We start from the raw sequence: 14,233 nt of genomic DNA on the forward strand, positions 1-14,233 counted from the left end.
ACCTGGTCGGAACTTTCGACCAGGTACGCCCGAATCGACCAGGTGGGGGCCCCCCCCCCCCCCCCCCCCCCCCCCCCCCCCCCACCGCCGCCCCCCGCCCCCCCCCCCCCCCCCCCCCCCCCCCCGCGGGGCCCCCCCCCGGGGGGGGCCCCCCCCCGGCCCCGGGGTGGGGGCCCCGGGGGGGCCCCCCGGCGGGGGGGGGGCCCCCCCCCCCCGGGCCCCCCCCCCCCCCGGGGGGGGGGGCCCCCACGACAGCACCGGGGCGCGATCCGCCGGCACCCGGGACTCCGACGTCCGGTGGTCGAGCGTGACCCGGTCCGGGATCGAACAGAGCCCGGCGGCGCCCCCTGCGTCCACCAACCCGAGCGGCCGCGAGGCCCGCTCGGCGAGCGCCGCGAACAGCGGGACGACGGGACCGAGCCGCCGCGGGTCGTTGGCCTGCACCGTGGCGGAGGCGAGGGCCGTGACCAGGGCGGGGCGGGCCTCCCGACCGATCGCGCGCAGCGCACCGGGGTCCGACGGATCCGCGCCGAGCCGCCGCGCGACCGCGAAGAAGAGTTCCGGCTGCCGCTGCTGCTCGGCGACCTCGTCGAGGAGCGCGACCAGCGAGTGGTCCAGCGACCGCGCCCAGGCGGCGTAGGACGGCGACACGGCCTCGATGCGGTCGGCGTAGGCGGCGTACCGGCCGAGGGTGTCCATCAGCGCCCCGGGCGGTGCATGCCGACGTGCCGGATGCCGGCTTCGTCGTAGGGCGTCCCGAACCGGACGAAGCCGTGGCGTTCGTAGAGCGCAGCGACGTACTCCTGGGCGTGCAGGACGACGGGTTCGTGCCCGTGGGCCGCGAGCACGGCGGCGACGAGCCGGCCAGCGATGCCCTGCCCACGGTGGTCGGGGTGCGTCGCGACCCGGCCGATCACCCAGGACGGCGGCGGTGCGTCCGCCGGGTGTTCCTCGTCGGCAGCCGGTCGGATCAGGCGCAGGTACCCAACCGCTTCGGTGTCCGTACCGAACCACCAGTGCTCGGTCTCGGGCTCGCGGTCACGGCCGTCGAAGTCCTCGGCCGTCACCCGTTGTTCGAGTGCGAAGACGCGGTTCCGGAGCACCACGATGCCGTACAGTTCGTCCGTCGTCAGACGGGTCCAGCGGGCGTGGTGCACGGAATGCTCGGACATCGTCGCGAGTTTACTGAAGTGGTCGGGAGTGCCCGGAAGAACCCGACCGGAAGCAGGAGGAAACAATGGCATACAACGTCGACAAGTCCGACGCCCAGTGGCGCGAGGACCTCTCCCCGGACCAGTACGCCGTCCTGCGTCAGGCGGGGACCGAACGGCCGTGGACCGGTGAACTCCTCGACGAGGAGCGTGCCGGCGTCTACACCTGTGCGGCCTGCAACGCAGAGCTGTTCAAGAGCGGCACGAAGTTCGACTCCGGCTGCGGCTGGCCGTCGTTCTACGAGTCGGTGAACCCCGACGCCGTACAGCTGATCGACGACAAGTCGCTCGGCATGGTGCGCACCGAGGTCCGTTGCGCGAACTGCGGTTCGCACCTGGGCCACGTGTTCCCCGACGGCTTCGGCACGCCCACCGGCGACCGGTACTGCATGAACTCGATCTCGCTGAACTTCGCGGAGAAGCCGGCCGAGTGAGACCCCGACGCCCTCACCGGTAAGATGAGCGGCGTCAGCCGGCATGGCGCAATTGGTAGCGCACCGTACTTGTAATACGGGGGTTGCGGGTTCGAGTCCCGCTGCCGGCCCCATATACTGGATTCGCAGGCCGCGACCTCTTCGCCGCCCGCACCGCCTTCAGCCCCGCCGCGAGCGGGGCTGTCGTGCGTCCGGGGCTTCTCCCACTCCGCACTCGTCAGGGCCAGACCCCCGCGCTGTAGGCGCAGCTCTCGATGTCCGAGACGAGTGCGGAGAGGACCCGCGCCTGACGATGATCCCGTTCGTCGACGGTCTGGGACCGCACCCAGACGAACGCGACGAGATCAGCGACCTGCAGCATCCTCGAGTAGTGGCTCGGCGCGAAGTGCACCGTGTCGAGAAGCCGTTCAAGCCGGGTTTGCATGTACGTTCCCGGGGTCCCGTAGGCCTGGTACACCGCGAAGCGCTCACGATGACGGTCCCGATCCGACCGTTCGTCCGCGATGACCAGGGCGTGCATCTCCAGGTCGCCGGCCCTCCTGTCCACTCGATGCAGCAGGTGCTGGAACGCAACCTGCTCCGGAGTGTGCCGATCGCGGAACCCACGCGTGTCCTGGTAACGGCGGAGTTGCTCCGGTCGAGCGCCGCGGAGCAACACCGTCGCGCCGGAGGCAACCACGGCTTCGACGACGTCGAGGAACACCTTCACACGCACGCGCGGAGGCACCCCGCTCCATGCTCCCTTTCCGTGGAAGATCGGATGGGCGTGGAGCTCCGTCTGCGGCTCGACGCCGTACTCCTGGAGCGCGGCGACGATCTCGTGCATGCGTTGCGTGAGCCAACGGGTCTGCGAGGCATCCGCCATCACGGCGCCGAACCCGTAGAGGTCCGGTTTGAACGATTCGTCGACGAAACAGAGCAGCACGCTGGAATACTGCCGTACACGATGCGCGGCAGGGATCGCGACGCACTGCCGAGCACGAAGCGATGCCCCGGGTGATCACTCACCCGGGGCATCGGCGCGTGTGGAACACGGATCAGGGAGTGTTCCGGGCGCTGGACGCGGTAACCAGCCGGTCGTGCGAAGAGGATGACACCTCACCGAACCGTGCGTCCACACCCGGACCCCACATCAGCGCGAATCCGCACGAACGTGCACGGGTCTTCAGCGCCCGCCGGTGATCTTGCGCCCCCGCTGTGCGACGCCCGCGGTGCCGTACGGGTAGTCGTCGATGCGCGGCGCGCTGGCGTCGGTGAGCTGCGTGAGCTCCGCGTCGGTCAGCACGAGGTCGGCCGCACCGAGGTTGTCCTCGAGCTGGGACACGGTCCGGGCGCCGAGGATCACGCTCGTCACCGCCGGCCGGGCGAGCAGCCAGGCGAGGGCGACCTGCGACCGCGAGGCGCCGTGCGCGTCGGCGACGGCGGACACCGCGTCGAGGACGGCCCAGGTGCGCTCGTCACCGTTCCGCGCTTCCCAGGCCTCCATGCCGCGTGCCGGGTTCTCGCCGAGGCGGGTGGAGCCGGTGGGCGCTTCGTCGCGCTGGTACTTGCCGGACAGCCAGCCGCCGGCCAGGGGCGACCAGGGCAGCAGGCCGATCCCGGCGTCGAGGCTGGCGGGGACGATCTCGTGCTCGATGTCGCGGACGAGCAAGTTGTACTGCGGCTGCAGGGTGACCGGCGGGGCCCAACCGTGCGCCTTCGCCTCGTACACGGCCTTCGTGATCTGGTAGCCGAGGTAGTTCGAGAAGCCGTACGAGCCGATCTTGCCGGCGGAGACCGCGTCGTCGAGGAACCGGAGCGTCTCCTCGATCGGCGTCAGGGCGTCCCAGGCGTGCATCTGGTACAGGTCGATGTGGTCGACGCCGAGGCGCTCGAGCGAGGCGTCGAGCGCGACCCGGAGGTGCCGGCGCGACAGGCCGACGTCGTTCGGGCCGTCGCCCTGCGGGAAGCGGCCCTTGGTGGCGAGGACGACCTGCTGCGCCTCGGTGGGGTGTGCCGCGAGCCAGCGACCGATGATCCGCTCGGACTCGTTGCCCGAGTAGACGTCGGCCGTGTCGATCAGGGTGCCGCCGGCCGCGACGAACGTGTCGATGATGGTGTGGGAGGTGGGTTCGTCGGCTTCGCTGCCGAACGTCATGGTGCCGAGGGTCAGCGTCGACACCGATGTCCCGCTGTTGCCGAGGAGTCTGTAGTCCATGGCGGGGACGGTACGCGCGGTGTCCGGCGACAGCGAGGACCTACGAGTACCCCTCAGCGCGGGGCGGACAACGCGCCGCGGTCAGGAACGCAGGAACGCCAGCGCCGCCTCGCGGAACGCCCGTGACGTCGGTGCGTTGAAGTGGTTGCGCCCCGGGATCTCGAAGAACGACGCGTCCGGGGCCGCCTGCGCCAACCGCACGGCGCTGTCGCGGATGCCGTCCTCGCTGCCGGCCGCCATCAGGATCGGCTGCGCGGGAGCGTTGTCCGGCGTCGGCTCGATGCTGTTCCGCATCCCCTCGACCATCGCCACGAGCGCCGCGAGGTCGTTCCCCTCGACGTTCCCCGCCATGGTCAGGTAGCCGTTGGTCACGCGGTCCTCGATCGGGGTGCCGTCCGCCAGGTACGCCTTCGCCTGGTCGACCCGCACGCGGCGCATCGGGTCGGCGTCGGGGATCCCGCCGAACACCGCGCGGGTGATGCGGTCCGGCAGCCGTTCGGCGGTGTGCCAGCCGACGCGTGCGCCGAGCGAGTACCCGAGGAACGCCGCCTCGTCGAGCAGGTACGTGTCGATCACGGTGGTGACGTCCGCCACGAGCAGGTCCATCGAGTACGCACCGGGGTCGCGCGGCTTCGCGCTCGCTCCGTGCCCGCGCTGGTCGAACGCCAGCACGCGGTACCCGGCGCGGACGAGGTCACGGGTCCAACCGGAGGCGTGCCAGTTCAGCACCGCACCGGAGGCGAACCCGTGCACCGCGACGACCGCGGGGGCGTCGGGATCGCCGAAGTCGTAGGTCGCGAGCCGGAGGCCGTCGGGCGACATCACGATGCGGGGACGGGGCGCTTCGGGGACGAGTGACATGTCCCCTCCAGGGTACCGGGGCACTGTGGTCGCCATGGACGGCTACGGCGGTGACCAGATCCGGGCGGCAGAGCGGCCACACCTCGACGCGGGTGAGCCCCTCATGCAACGAGCGGCCGACGTGCTGGCCCGCATCGTCGGCGACCTGCTCGACGATCCGGCCGTCCGGCCGGGCGACGGACCGGGGTCCGTCCTACTGCTGGTGGGCAGCGGCGACAACGGTGGTGACGCCCTGTTCGCGGGTGCGCGGCTGGCGGCGGCCGGGAGGCACGTGGCAGTCTTGCGCGTCGGCTCACGCGTGCACGAGGCGGGCCTGGCAGCGGCGCTGGACGCCGGGGCGCGCCTCCTCGATGATCCTGCCGGACCGGAGGCTGCGGTGACGGACGCGGCACTCGACGCCGACCTGGTGCTCGACGCGATCCTCGGGATCGGGGTGCAGGGGCCTGCGGCCCTCCGCTCCCCCGCCCGCGAGGTCGTCGACGCCATCCGTGAACTCGCCCGCGACCAGCGCGCACCGTTCGTCGTCGCCGTCGACGTGCCGAGCGGCATCGACGTCGACACCGGCGGGATCGCGGACGACCACGTGCTGCACGCCGACGTCACGGTCACGTTCGGCGGGGTGAAGGCCGGGTTGCTGACGGGGCCGGCCGCCACCCTCGCGGGACGGATCGAGCTGGTGGACGTCGGGATCGGTGCGGACCTGGCGACGATGGAGCCGCTGGTCCGCACCTGACCCCGACCCGTCAGCGCAGCCGTCCCTCAGTGGTGCTGGTACAGGACCGGCTCCGGCAGTCCGTGCTCGGCGCGGATGCTCCGCGCGATGCCCTCGACGGCGATGAGCGCGTCCACCACGAGCTCCGGCGTGACCGGGAACGGCATGTTGTGGATGGTCTCGCCCTCGACGGTCGCGGCCTCGGCCACGGCGCGGAGCTCCGTCGTGTCGTCGACGGTCAGGCCGATCTCGGTCAGGGTGTTCGGCAGGCCGACCTTCGTGGTGAAGACGACGAAGTCCTCGATCTCCTCGGCCGGTGCACCCTCGAGCACGAGCTGCGCGATCGTGCCGATGTTGACCTTCTGCCCGTGCGCCAAGCCGTGCGCCTGCGGAGCGGCGGTCAGTCCGTTGTGGATCGCGTGCGCTGCCGCCAGTCCGCCGGACTCGAACCCCAGGCCCGACAGCAGGGTGTTCGCCTCGACGACCTTCTCGAGCGCGGGCGTGACGACCTTGGCCTTCACGGCCTCGATGGCCTGCAGGGCGTTCTCGTGCAGCAGCTTCCAGGACAGCTCGGCGAGCGCGACGCCGGTCTCGGTCTGCAGCCCGCCGGCCATGGTGTCGGCGTTCGCACGCTTGGCGGCACGGGCCTCGACCCAGGTGGCCAGGGCGTCGCCGATGCCCGCGACCAGGAACTGGACGGGAGCGTTCGCGACGAGCTTCGTGTCGATGAGGACGAGGTCGGGGTTGTGCGGGAAGAACCGGTACTCGATGAACTCCCCTTCCTCGGAGTAGATCACCGCGAGCGCCGAGGTCGGGGCGTCGGTACTCGCCGCCGTCGGGACACTCGCCCAGCGGATGCCGGCCAGGTGCCCGGAGGCCTTGGCCGCGTCGATCGCCGAACCGCCGCCGAGCCCGACGATGACGTCCGCGTCGGTCGACCGGATCTGCTCGACGAGGTCGTCGACCGCCTTCGGCGTCGCGAAGCGACCGAAGCCGACCCGCTCGACCCGCAGGTCGGCCGCCTGGAAGCTCGTCGTCACCGCGGCCTCGACGATGCCCCACACGACGTCGTCGGCGACGATCAGGGGGCGCTTGCCGATGGGAGCGACGAACTCGCCGACGCGGGTGATTGCGTCCTTGCCCTGCACGTAGCGGGCGGGGCTCATCACGGTGCTGATGGGAGTGGCCATGGTTGCGGTTCCTTCCGGTTGTACGACACGTGTCGGGGTCGCCGACGTCCCAGACGGTACGCGCGGGGCATGCGTGCGGCGTGCGAGTCCCGTGGGCCGTACATTCGGGGGCATGACGTTCAACGACGATTCGCAGCTCAAGGGCGGCAGGGTGAAGCGCCGGGGTCGGACGGCCGCGGTCGGCGGCGGCGCCGTCGGCGTCACGGCGATCGTCGTCTTCCTGATCGCGCAGTTCACGGGCTTCGACCTCAGCGGGTTCGTCGACGGCGGCAGCGGCACGACGCAGATCCAGCAGCAGGGCGAGACCGTGGACGCCGCGCCGGAGTGCCGCACCGGGCGAGACGCCAACCTCAAGGTCGAGTGCCGGATGGAGGGCGCAGCCGAGTCACTCGACGGCTACTGGACGGCCGAGGCCCGGAAGCTCGGGATCTCGTACACGGCGCCGGACTTCTTCCTGTTCGACGGCTCGACTGACACGTCGTGCGGTCAGGCGTCCGCTGCAACCGGGCCCTTCTACTGCCCGCCGGACCGCGCGATCTACCTCGACACCGCGTTCTACGACGACCTGCAGTCGAAGTACGGGTCGTCGGGCGGGCCGCTCGCGCAGATGTACGTCGTCGCGCACGAGTGGGGCCACCACATCCAGCAGCTGCAGGGTGCCTTCGCGAGCACGGACCGTTCGGGCACCGGGGCGTCGTCCGGCAGTGTCCGCGTCGAGCTGCAAGCCGACTGCTACGCCGGCGCCTGGGTCGGCGACGCGGCGAACACCGAGGACGCGAACGGCGAGACCTTCTTCGAGCCGATCAGCCGGTCCGAGATCGCCGATGCCCTGTCCGCCGCGAGCGCCGTGGGCGACGACAGCATCCAGGAGCGCTCGAGCGGCCGGGTCGACCCGGACTCCTTCACGCACGGCTCGAGTGAGCAGCGCCAGAAGTGGTTCGTCCGCGGCTACCAGCAGGGCGCGACGAGCTGCGACACGTTCAGCGTCCCTGGTTCGTCGCTGTAGCGATCAGCCCTTCGTCGGCGTGGGCGTCGGTGTCGCGCTCCGCGTGCGGGACGGCGTCGCGCTCGGCGTGGGGGTCGGGGTGGGCGTCGCCTCGGTGGCACCGGCCGCGGTGACCACGAAGGTGCGGAAGTCGTCGTTCGTGATCGGCGACGTGAGCTCGTACTGCTGCCCGTTGACGAGCACCAGCGGCGTGCCGGGGAAGTCGCTCAGGGTCGACCCGGGGATGTCGCCGCCGGACACCGCGGTCGTCTGCTCGTCGACCCACTTGCTGTAGTCCTGGTCGGCGATGCAGCTCGTGACGGCCCGGCGGTCCTGCAGGCCGGAGACCCCGGTGACGACCTTGGTGAGCTGCGCGTCGGTGAGCCCGGGTGTGCCTTCTTCCGGCTGCTCGGCGTAGAGCGCCTTGTTGACCGCGTAGAACTGGTCCGGCGAGTGCTCGGCGACGCAGGCCGCGGCGTTCGCGGCGCGCAGTGAGTACTTGGTGCCCTGCGACCGGTTCGACAGGACCGCGAGCGGGTGGATGTCGACGGTGGCGGCGCCGGAGTCGACGAGGCTCTCGATGTAGTCGCCGTTGGCCTGTTCGAACTCGCCGCAGGTCGGGCAGAGGTAGTCGACGTACAGCGTGATGCGCACCGTGCCCGCACCAGCGGTCGCCGAGGCGCTCGGCGACGCACTGCTCGACGCGGTCACGGGCTTGAGCCCCTCGCCGAGGGTGATGCCGCCCTGCGACATGGTCGAGGGCCCGGGGCCTGCTGGCTTCACGGAGTCGACCAGGACGAGCGTGACGACGGCGGCCGCTGCGAGCAGGACGACACCGAGTCCGATCTGGAGTCCGAGCCGGGTTCCGCGCTGGCGGCGCTTCTGCTGTGTCCTGTGGCGCTGCGCTCGCTGTCGGGCGGCTTCGCGGCGCTCGTTCCGCGCGGCGCGGGCGTCACCCTCGGGGCGGTTGGTCATCGGTGCGTCGTCCTCCTGATCGGCGTCCGCACGACCTACCCCCGCTCGGCGGACGGACCCGGCGATTGTAGTGGGCCGCTCTGGGAACCACCCAACCACGCTCTGGGAACCGACCGGCCAGGGGGAAAACACTGGCGCACCCGCGAGAACTCGTGTTGTATGAACCTCGATGGTCGACGACGACCATCCGGGGCCCTCGCGGGCTGACCGCTTCACTCGGATCGTCCGGCACGTACCTGCCGGTGAAGAAAGGACCGAACGCTCATGGCGTCCGTCACCTATGACAAGGCAACCCGTCTCTACCCCGGAGGCAACCGTCCCGCGGTCGACTCCCTCGACCTGGACGTCGCCGACGGCGAGTTCCTCGTCCTCGTCGGCCCCTCGGGTTGTGGCAAGTCCACCTCGCTCCGCATGCTGGCCGGCCTCGAAGAGGTCAACTCCGGTCAGATCCGCATCGGCGACCGCGACGTCACGGACGTCCCGCCGAAGGACCGCGACATCGCGATGGTGTTCCAGAACTACGCGCTGTACCCGCACATGACCGTCGCCGAGAACATGGGCTTCGCGCTCAAGATCGCCGGTGTCGGCAAGGACGAGCGCGCCACCCGCGTGCAGGAAGCCGCGAAGCTCCTCGACCTCGAGGACTACCTCGGCCGCAAGCCGAAGGCGCTCTCCGGTGGTCAGCGTCAGCGCGTCGCGATGGGCCGTGCGATCGTCCGTCAGCCGCAGGTGTTCCTCATGGACGAGCCGCTGTCGAACCTCGACGCCAAGCTCCGCGTCCAGACCCGTACGCAGATCGCGTCGCTCCAGCGCCGTCTCGGCGTCACCACGGTCTACGTCACGCACGACCAGACCGAGGCACTGACCATGGGTGACCGCATCGCGGTGCTCAAGGACGGCATCCTGCAGCAGGTCGGCACGCCGCGCGACCTGTACGAGAAGCCGAACAACGTCTTCGTCGCGGGCTTCATCGGCTCGCCGGCGATGAACCTGCTGCCGGCCGACGTCGTCGAGGGCGGCATCAAGTTCGGCACGCTCAACCACGCGATCGACCGCGACACGCTCTCCAACGCGCGTTCCGCCCAGATCACCGTGGGCATCCGCCCCGAGGACGTCGTCGTGGCGCAGTCGGGCGAAGGCCTGCCGGTCACGGTCGACGTGGTCGAGGAACTCGGCGCCGACGGCTACCTCTACGGTCACGCCGACGTCAAGGGCACGCGCGTCGACATCGTCGCCCGCGTGGACGGCCGTTCGCACCCGTCGATCGGTGACACCATCGTGGTGACGCCGAAGTCGGGCCACGTGCACGCCTTCGACACCGAGTCGGGCGAGCGCCTGGACGACAAGGCCGTCGTCAGCGCGTAACCGAAGCGCACTCCCCGAGAGCCCGCGCCGCCTCACAAGGGCGGGTCGCGGGCTCTCGGCTGTCCCCCACGACACCGAAGGATCCACCGTGCCCGACTCGATGTCCATCACCGCAGCCACCGTCGACCCCGGCCTGCTCGACCTGCCGTGGGACCTGCCGCTGGCGGACTGGCCGGACGAGACCATCGTGGCCCTGCCGAAGGGCATCTCACGGCACCTGGTGCGCTTCGTGCACCTGAGTGGGTACGTCGCCGCCGTGAAGGAGACGGGCGAGGAGATCGCGCGCTCCGAGTACGAGATGCTCCGCACGCTGCAGCGCATGGACGTGCCGTGCGTCGACCCCGTCGCCGTCATCACCGGTCGGGTCGACGCGGACGGCGAGCAGCTGCACCCCGTGCTCGTGACGCGGCACCTGCGCTTCTCGCTGCCGTACCGCGCGCTGTACTCGCAGACCCTGCGCCCGGAGACCGCGACCCGTCTCGTCGACGCCCTCGCGTTGCTGCTCGTCCGGCTGCACGTCATCGGCTTCTACTGGGGCGACGTGTCGCTCTCGAACACGCTGTTCCGTCGCGACGCGGGCTCGTTCGCCGCGTACCTGGTCGACGCCGAGACCGGCAAGCTCTACCCCGGCGGGCTGTCGAACGGGCAGCGCGAGAACGACCTCGAGGTCGCGCGCGTGAACATCGCCGGCGAGCTCCTCGACCTCGAGGCCGGCGGCCGTCTCGACGAGAACGCCGACCCCGTGGACGTCTCCAACCGGATCGTGGCGCAGTACCGGACGCTCTGGACCGAGCTCACGGGCACCGAGCAGTTCGACATCAAGGAACGCTGGCGCATCAACGACCGCGTCGAGCGGCTCAACGAGCTCGGCTTCGACATCGAGGAGCTCTCGATCCACACGACCGAGGGCGGTTCGCAGGTGCGGATCCAGCCGAAGGTCGTCGACGCCGGACACCACCAGCGACGCCTGCTGCGGCTGACCGGCCTGGACGCCGGCGAGAACCAGGCCCGACGCCTGCTCAACGACCTCGACTCGTACCGGGCACGCAACGGCCGCGACGAACTCGACGAGGAGATGGTGGCGCACGAGTGGGTCTCGCGGGTCTTCGAGCCCGTCGTCCGCTCGATCCCCCGTGACCTGCGCGGTCGCCTCGAACCCGCGGAGGTCTTCCACGAACTGCTCGAGCACCGCTGGTTCATGTCGCAGGAAGAGGAGCGGTCGGTCTCGCTGCCCGAGGCCACCACGGCGTACATCAACGACGTGCTGCGCCACCGCCGCGACGAGCGCCTGCTCATCAACCCGCCGACGTCGTCGATGACGCTGCCGATCCCCGTGGTCGACGACGCGGAACCCGCAGACGACGACGCCGACGTCCAGGACTGGCGCACCACCGTCTGACCCGGGTCGCCGGTCGGTCACGACACTCCGCCGGGTGGGTGCCGACTGGTCACAGACCGTCGCCGGCGGCGTCGCGCAGCGACGACTCGCGACCACCCGGAGGACACCGGCCGACATGTCGTGACCGTTCGGGGTCCGTGAACGCGACCGCCTGGAGGCCCGGCGTGCGTCCCGGAGACCGGCGCCGGCCCTCCAGACCGTCACGCCTGCACCGCCGGTGATGCCGTTGGACGTCGAGCGGTCGCCCGACACCCCGCCAGGTGCACGTCGGCCGGTCACGGACGGTCGCCTGCGGCGTCGCGCAGCGACGACTCGTGACCACACGGCGGGCATCATCCGACGTGTCCTGACCCGTCCGGCCTGACCCGGTCGGCACCGCACGCAGGAACGGCCGCCTCCCACGAGGGGAGGCGACCGTTCCTGCGGACGAAGCGTCGGGGCTTACTCGGCGCGACGGCGCCGGGCGACCTCCCACAGGGTGACGCTCGCGGCGATGCCGGCGTTGAGGGATTCGGTCGCACTCGAGATCGGGATCGACACGATCGCGTCGCAGGTCTCGGTGACCAGGCGCGACAGGCCCTTGCCCTCGGAACCGACGACGATCACGATCGGGCGGTCGGCGAGCGCGAGGCCGTCGAGCTCCACGTCGCCGTCGCCGTCCAGACCGAGGACGAACAGGCCCATCGACTTGAGGGACTTCAGCGTCTGGGTGAGGTTCGGGGCCATCGCGACGGGCGTGCGGGCCGCGGCACCGGCGGAGGTCTTCCACGCCGACGCGGTGACGCCGACCGAACGACGCTGCGGCACGATGACGCCGTGTCCGCCGAACGCGGCGGTCGAGCGGATGATCGCACCGAGGTTGCGGGGGTCGGTGATGCCGTCGAGCGCGACGAGCAGCGGGACCTGGTCGCGCGAGAAGGCCTGCTCGACGATGTCCTCGGACACGGCGTACTGGTACGCCGGCACCTTGAGCGCGACGCCCTGGTGCACGCTGTCGTGGCCGGTGATGCGGTCGAGCTCGGGGCGCATGAGCTCGATGATCGGCACGCTGCGGTGGTTCGCGAGCGTCAGGATCTCCTTGACGCGGTCGTCGACCTCGATGCGCGACGCGATGTAGAGCGTCGTCGACGGGGTCTTCGTGCGCAGCGCCTCGAGCACGGAGTTGCGGCCGGTCACGAGCTCGGAGTCATCGGTCTTCCGGGCCGGCGGACGACCGGTGCGGCCCTGCGGGGTGCTCGAGGAACCGTGACGGCCCTTGGCTGCCTCGAAGCGGTCCTTCGCCGCCTTGCGCTTGCCGGCGGGGTGGTACGGCCGGTCCTCGGCCTTCGGGGTCGGCTTGCGACCCTCGAGCGCCTGGGCACCCTGACCACCGGAACCGACCTGCTTGTTGCCCTTGCGACCGGTGCGGACGGCGCCGGGCCGACCCTTCTTGCTTCCCGAGACGTTCTTCATGCGTAGCTCCTGTTCGGCACTGCCGTGTTCAGGCGATGCTCCAGCGTGTTCCGGACGGCGTGTCCTCGATCGTGATGCCCGCGGCGGCGAGGTCGTCGCGCACGCGGTCGGCCGCAGCGAAGTCCCGTGCTGCCCTGGCGTCCGCGCGCTCCTGCACGAGGCGTTCGACGAGAGCGGCGAGCGGGCCTGCCGAGGTGTCCTGACCGCCCCCCGACCAGTGGGCGGCTCGCGGGTCGATGCCGAGGACCTCTACCATGGCGGCCACCTGATGGTACGCGACCCCGAGCGTTTCCGCATCGTCGGCGTCCAGGGCGGCATTGCCGGTGCGCACGGTCTCGTGCAGGACGGCCAGCGCCTGGGGCACTGCGAGGTCGTCGTCCATCGCGGCGGCGAAGGCGTCCGGCACGGCGGGGGCATCGGCGAGGTGCACGCCTTCGAGCCGCACCTCGGCCCGCTGCAGGAACCCGTCGATGCGGTCGTAGGCGGCCTCGGCCTCGGCCAACGAGCCGTCGTGGTGGTCGATCGAGGAGCGGTAGTGCGCGGCGCCCAGGAAGTACCGCACCACGGCCGGACGGGCAGCGGCGAGGAAGTCGGCGGCGAAGATCGAGTTGCCGAGCGACTTCGACATCTTCTGGCCCTCGACCGTGACGAGCCCGTTGTGCAACCAGTACGACGCGAAGGGGTCGCCCGCCGCGGTGGACTGCGCGAGCTCGTTCTCGTGGTGCGGGAACCGCAGGTCGAGCCCGCCGCCGTGGATGTCGAACGCCGGACCGAGGTACCGCCGCGACATGGCGGAGCACTCGATGTGCCAGCCCGGACGACCGGGGCCCCACGGGGAGTCCCACGACGCGGTCGACGGCTCGCCGGGCTTCGCACCCTTCCAGAGCGCGAAGTCGCGGGCGTCGCGCTTGCCGCGGGGGTCGGCGTCGGCGGCTTCGACCATGTCCTCGCGACGCTGCCGGGTGAGCGCCCCGTAGGACTCCCAGCTGCCGGTGTCGAAGTAGACGTCGCCCGAGTCGTCGGCGGCGACGTAGGCGTGACCGCGGTCGATGAGCTTCGTGATGATGTCGTGCATCTGCGGCACGCTCGCTGTTGCCCGCGGCTCGTAGGTCGGGGGCAGGATGCCGAGGGCGTTGTACGCGGCGGTGAACTCGAGCTCGACGCGGTAGGCGCGGGCGAACCACGCTTCGTCGGTGCCGGCGGCCAGGTCGAGCACCTTGTCGTCGATGTCGGTGACGTTCCGCACGAGGGTGACGCGCAGACCGCGGTACGTCAGCCAGCGGCGCCAGATGTCGTAGACCAGGGCCGAGCGCAGGTGCCCGATGTGCGGCGACGACTGCACCGTCGGACCACAGACGTAGACGCTGACCTGTCCGTCGACCAGGGGGACGAGGTCGACGACGGCTGCGGCGCGGGAGTCGTAGAGGCGAACGGTCACGATCCCAAGCCTAG

At 71.1% G+C, this 14,233-nt stretch carries 14 protein-coding genes and 1 tRNA gene; 6 read left to right on the plus strand and 9 right to left on the minus strand.

All coding sequences use genetic code 11. The features are described 5' to 3' along the window. Positions 1–699: DUF2332 family protein (locus tag ACIPV1_RS14185; protein ID WP_402726683.1), on the minus strand; the 699-nt coding region annotated here is incomplete at its 3' end. Next, positions 699–1,172 carry a GNAT family N-acetyltransferase gene (locus ACIPV1_RS14190; protein WP_165901127.1) on the minus strand — a complete coding sequence of 158 codons (474 nt, stop codon included), beginning with the start codon at positions 1,170–1,172 and terminating at the stop codon, positions 699–701. The genes ACIPV1_RS14190 and ACIPV1_RS14185, both read right to left, overlap by 1 nt. Before the next feature lie 65 nt (positions 1,173–1,237). On the opposite strand from ACIPV1_RS14190, the gene msrB reads away from it, so the two are divergent. Together msrB and ACIPV1_RS14200 are read left to right on the plus strand one after the other, a co-directional pair. Continuing rightward, positions 1,238–1,645 (plus strand): peptide-methionine (R)-S-oxide reductase MsrB, encoded by a 408-nt coding sequence (msrB, locus tag ACIPV1_RS14195; protein ID WP_123293306.1) that lies wholly within the window; start codon positions 1,238–1,240, stop codon positions 1,643–1,645. Positions 1,646–1,682: 37 nt separating this feature from the next. Further along, a tRNA-Thr gene (locus ACIPV1_RS14200) sits at positions 1,683–1,758 on the plus strand. Positions 1,759–1,862: 104 nt separating this feature from the next. Here the strand turns inward: ACIPV1_RS14200 and ACIPV1_RS14205 are convergent. The 3 genes from ACIPV1_RS14205 to ACIPV1_RS14215 form a co-directional block, all read right to left on the minus strand. Continuing rightward, entirely contained in the window at positions 1,863–2,570 is a 708-nt protein-coding gene (locus ACIPV1_RS14205; RefSeq protein WP_166673545.1) for a DUF3800 domain-containing protein, read from the minus strand. A 240-nt stretch (positions 2,571–2,810) separates the two neighbouring features. Continuing rightward, positions 2,811–3,842: an aldo/keto reductase gene (locus ACIPV1_RS14210; RefSeq protein WP_123936853.1), complete on the minus strand. Its 1,032-nt coding sequence runs from the start codon at positions 3,840–3,842 to the stop codon at positions 2,811–2,813. Between the two features lie 81 nt (positions 3,843–3,923). Continuing rightward, complete coding sequence (locus ACIPV1_RS14215; protein ID WP_123936854.1) at positions 3,924–4,703, minus strand: alpha/beta fold hydrolase; 780 nt, start codon at positions 4,701–4,703, stop codon at positions 3,924–3,926. Between ACIPV1_RS14215 and ACIPV1_RS14220 the strand changes: the two genes are divergently transcribed. After that, positions 4,702–5,436: an NAD(P)H-hydrate epimerase gene (locus tag ACIPV1_RS14220; RefSeq protein ID WP_260154453.1), complete on the plus strand. Its 735-nt coding sequence runs from the start codon at positions 4,702–4,704 to the stop codon at positions 5,434–5,436. The two genes, ACIPV1_RS14215 and ACIPV1_RS14220, sit on opposite strands and share 2 nt — an antisense overlap. A 26-nt stretch (positions 5,437–5,462) precedes the next feature. Here the strand turns inward: ACIPV1_RS14220 and ACIPV1_RS14225 are convergent, their stop codons facing one another. Continuing rightward, positions 5,463–6,605, minus strand: a complete 1,143-nt coding sequence (locus ACIPV1_RS14225; RefSeq protein WP_131921918.1) for a glycerol dehydrogenase — start codon at positions 6,603–6,605, stop codon at positions 5,463–5,465. 112 nt (positions 6,606–6,717) lie between these two features. On the opposite strand from ACIPV1_RS14225, the gene ACIPV1_RS14230 reads away from it, so the two are divergent. Beyond that, positions 6,718–7,611, plus strand: a complete 894-nt coding sequence (locus tag ACIPV1_RS14230; RefSeq protein WP_123936857.1) for a neutral zinc metallopeptidase — start codon at positions 6,718–6,720, stop codon at positions 7,609–7,611. A 3-nt stretch (positions 7,612–7,614) separates the two neighbouring features. Here ACIPV1_RS14230 and ACIPV1_RS14235 read toward each other — a convergent pair whose 3' ends face one another. After that, positions 7,615–8,565, minus strand: coding sequence for a thioredoxin domain-containing protein (locus ACIPV1_RS14235; RefSeq protein ID WP_123936858.1), 951 nt, complete (start codon positions 8,563–8,565; stop codon positions 7,615–7,617). A gap of 264 nt (positions 8,566–8,829) precedes the next feature. On the opposite strand from ACIPV1_RS14235, the gene ACIPV1_RS14240 reads away from it, so the two are divergent. Together ACIPV1_RS14240 and ACIPV1_RS14245 are read left to right on the plus strand one after the other, a co-directional pair. Further along, positions 8,830–9,930, plus strand: a complete 1,101-nt coding sequence (locus ACIPV1_RS14240) for an ABC transporter ATP-binding protein (RefSeq protein WP_123293301.1) — start codon at positions 8,830–8,832, stop codon at positions 9,928–9,930. Between the two features lie 88 nt (positions 9,931–10,018). Then, the gene (locus ACIPV1_RS14245; protein ID WP_123293300.1) at positions 10,019–11,329 is read left to right on the plus strand and encodes a DUF4032 domain-containing protein; all 1,311 of its coding nucleotides are present in this window, start codon (positions 10,019–10,021) and stop codon (positions 11,327–11,329) included. Between the two features lie 441 nt (positions 11,330–11,770). On the opposite strand, the gene rlmB is transcribed toward ACIPV1_RS14245, so the two are convergent. After that, positions 11,771–12,781 (minus strand): 23S rRNA (guanosine(2251)-2'-O)-methyltransferase RlmB, encoded by a 1,011-nt coding sequence (gene rlmB, locus ACIPV1_RS14250; RefSeq protein ID WP_123936859.1) that lies wholly within the window; start codon positions 12,779–12,781, stop codon positions 11,771–11,773. Between the two features lie 28 nt (positions 12,782–12,809). Continuing rightward, positions 12,810–14,219, minus strand: coding sequence for a cysteine--tRNA ligase (gene cysS, locus ACIPV1_RS14255; protein WP_123671505.1), 1,410 nt, complete (start codon positions 14,217–14,219; stop codon positions 12,810–12,812). Between the last annotated feature and the right edge of the window lie 14 nt (positions 14,220–14,233).

Source organism: Curtobacterium sp. NPDC089991, from assembly GCF_044748425.1.
In the GTDB taxonomy this organism is placed as follows: domain Bacteria; phylum Actinomycetota; class Actinomycetes; order Actinomycetales; family Microbacteriaceae; genus Curtobacterium.

Excerpts from the sequence above, each read along its gene's own strand:
- ACIPV1_RS14190 (WP_165901127.1), bottom strand. The coding sequence starts at position 1,172 with ATGTCCGAGCATTCCGTGCACCACGCCCGCTGGACCCGTCTGACGACG.
- msrB (WP_123293306.1), top strand. The coding sequence starts at position 1,238 with ATGGCATACAACGTCGACAAGTCCGACGCCCAGTGGCGCGAGGACCTC.
- ACIPV1_RS14210 (WP_123936853.1), bottom strand. The coding sequence starts at position 3,842 with ATGGACTACAGACTCCTCGGCAACAGCGGGACATCGGTGTCGACGCTG.
- ACIPV1_RS14220 (WP_260154453.1), top strand. The coding sequence starts at position 4,702 with ATGTCCCCTCCAGGGTACCGGGGCACTGTGGTCGCCATGGACGGCTAC.
- ACIPV1_RS14215 (WP_123936854.1), bottom strand. The coding sequence starts at position 4,703 with ATGTCACTCGTCCCCGAAGCGCCCCGTCCCCGCATCGTGATGTCGCCC.
- ACIPV1_RS14225 (WP_131921918.1), bottom strand. The coding sequence starts at position 6,605 with ATGGCCACTCCCATCAGCACCGTGATGAGCCCCGCCCGCTACGTGCAG.
- ACIPV1_RS14230 (WP_123936857.1), top strand. The coding sequence starts at position 6,718 with ATGACGTTCAACGACGATTCGCAGCTCAAGGGCGGCAGGGTGAAGCGC.
- ACIPV1_RS14235 (WP_123936858.1), bottom strand. The coding sequence starts at position 8,565 with ATGACCAACCGCCCCGAGGGTGACGCCCGCGCCGCGCGGAACGAGCGC.
- ACIPV1_RS14240 (WP_123293301.1), top strand. The coding sequence starts at position 8,830 with ATGGCGTCCGTCACCTATGACAAGGCAACCCGTCTCTACCCCGGAGGC.
- rlmB (WP_123936859.1), bottom strand. The coding sequence starts at position 12,781 with ATGAAGAACGTCTCGGGAAGCAAGAAGGGTCGGCCCGGCGCCGTCCGC.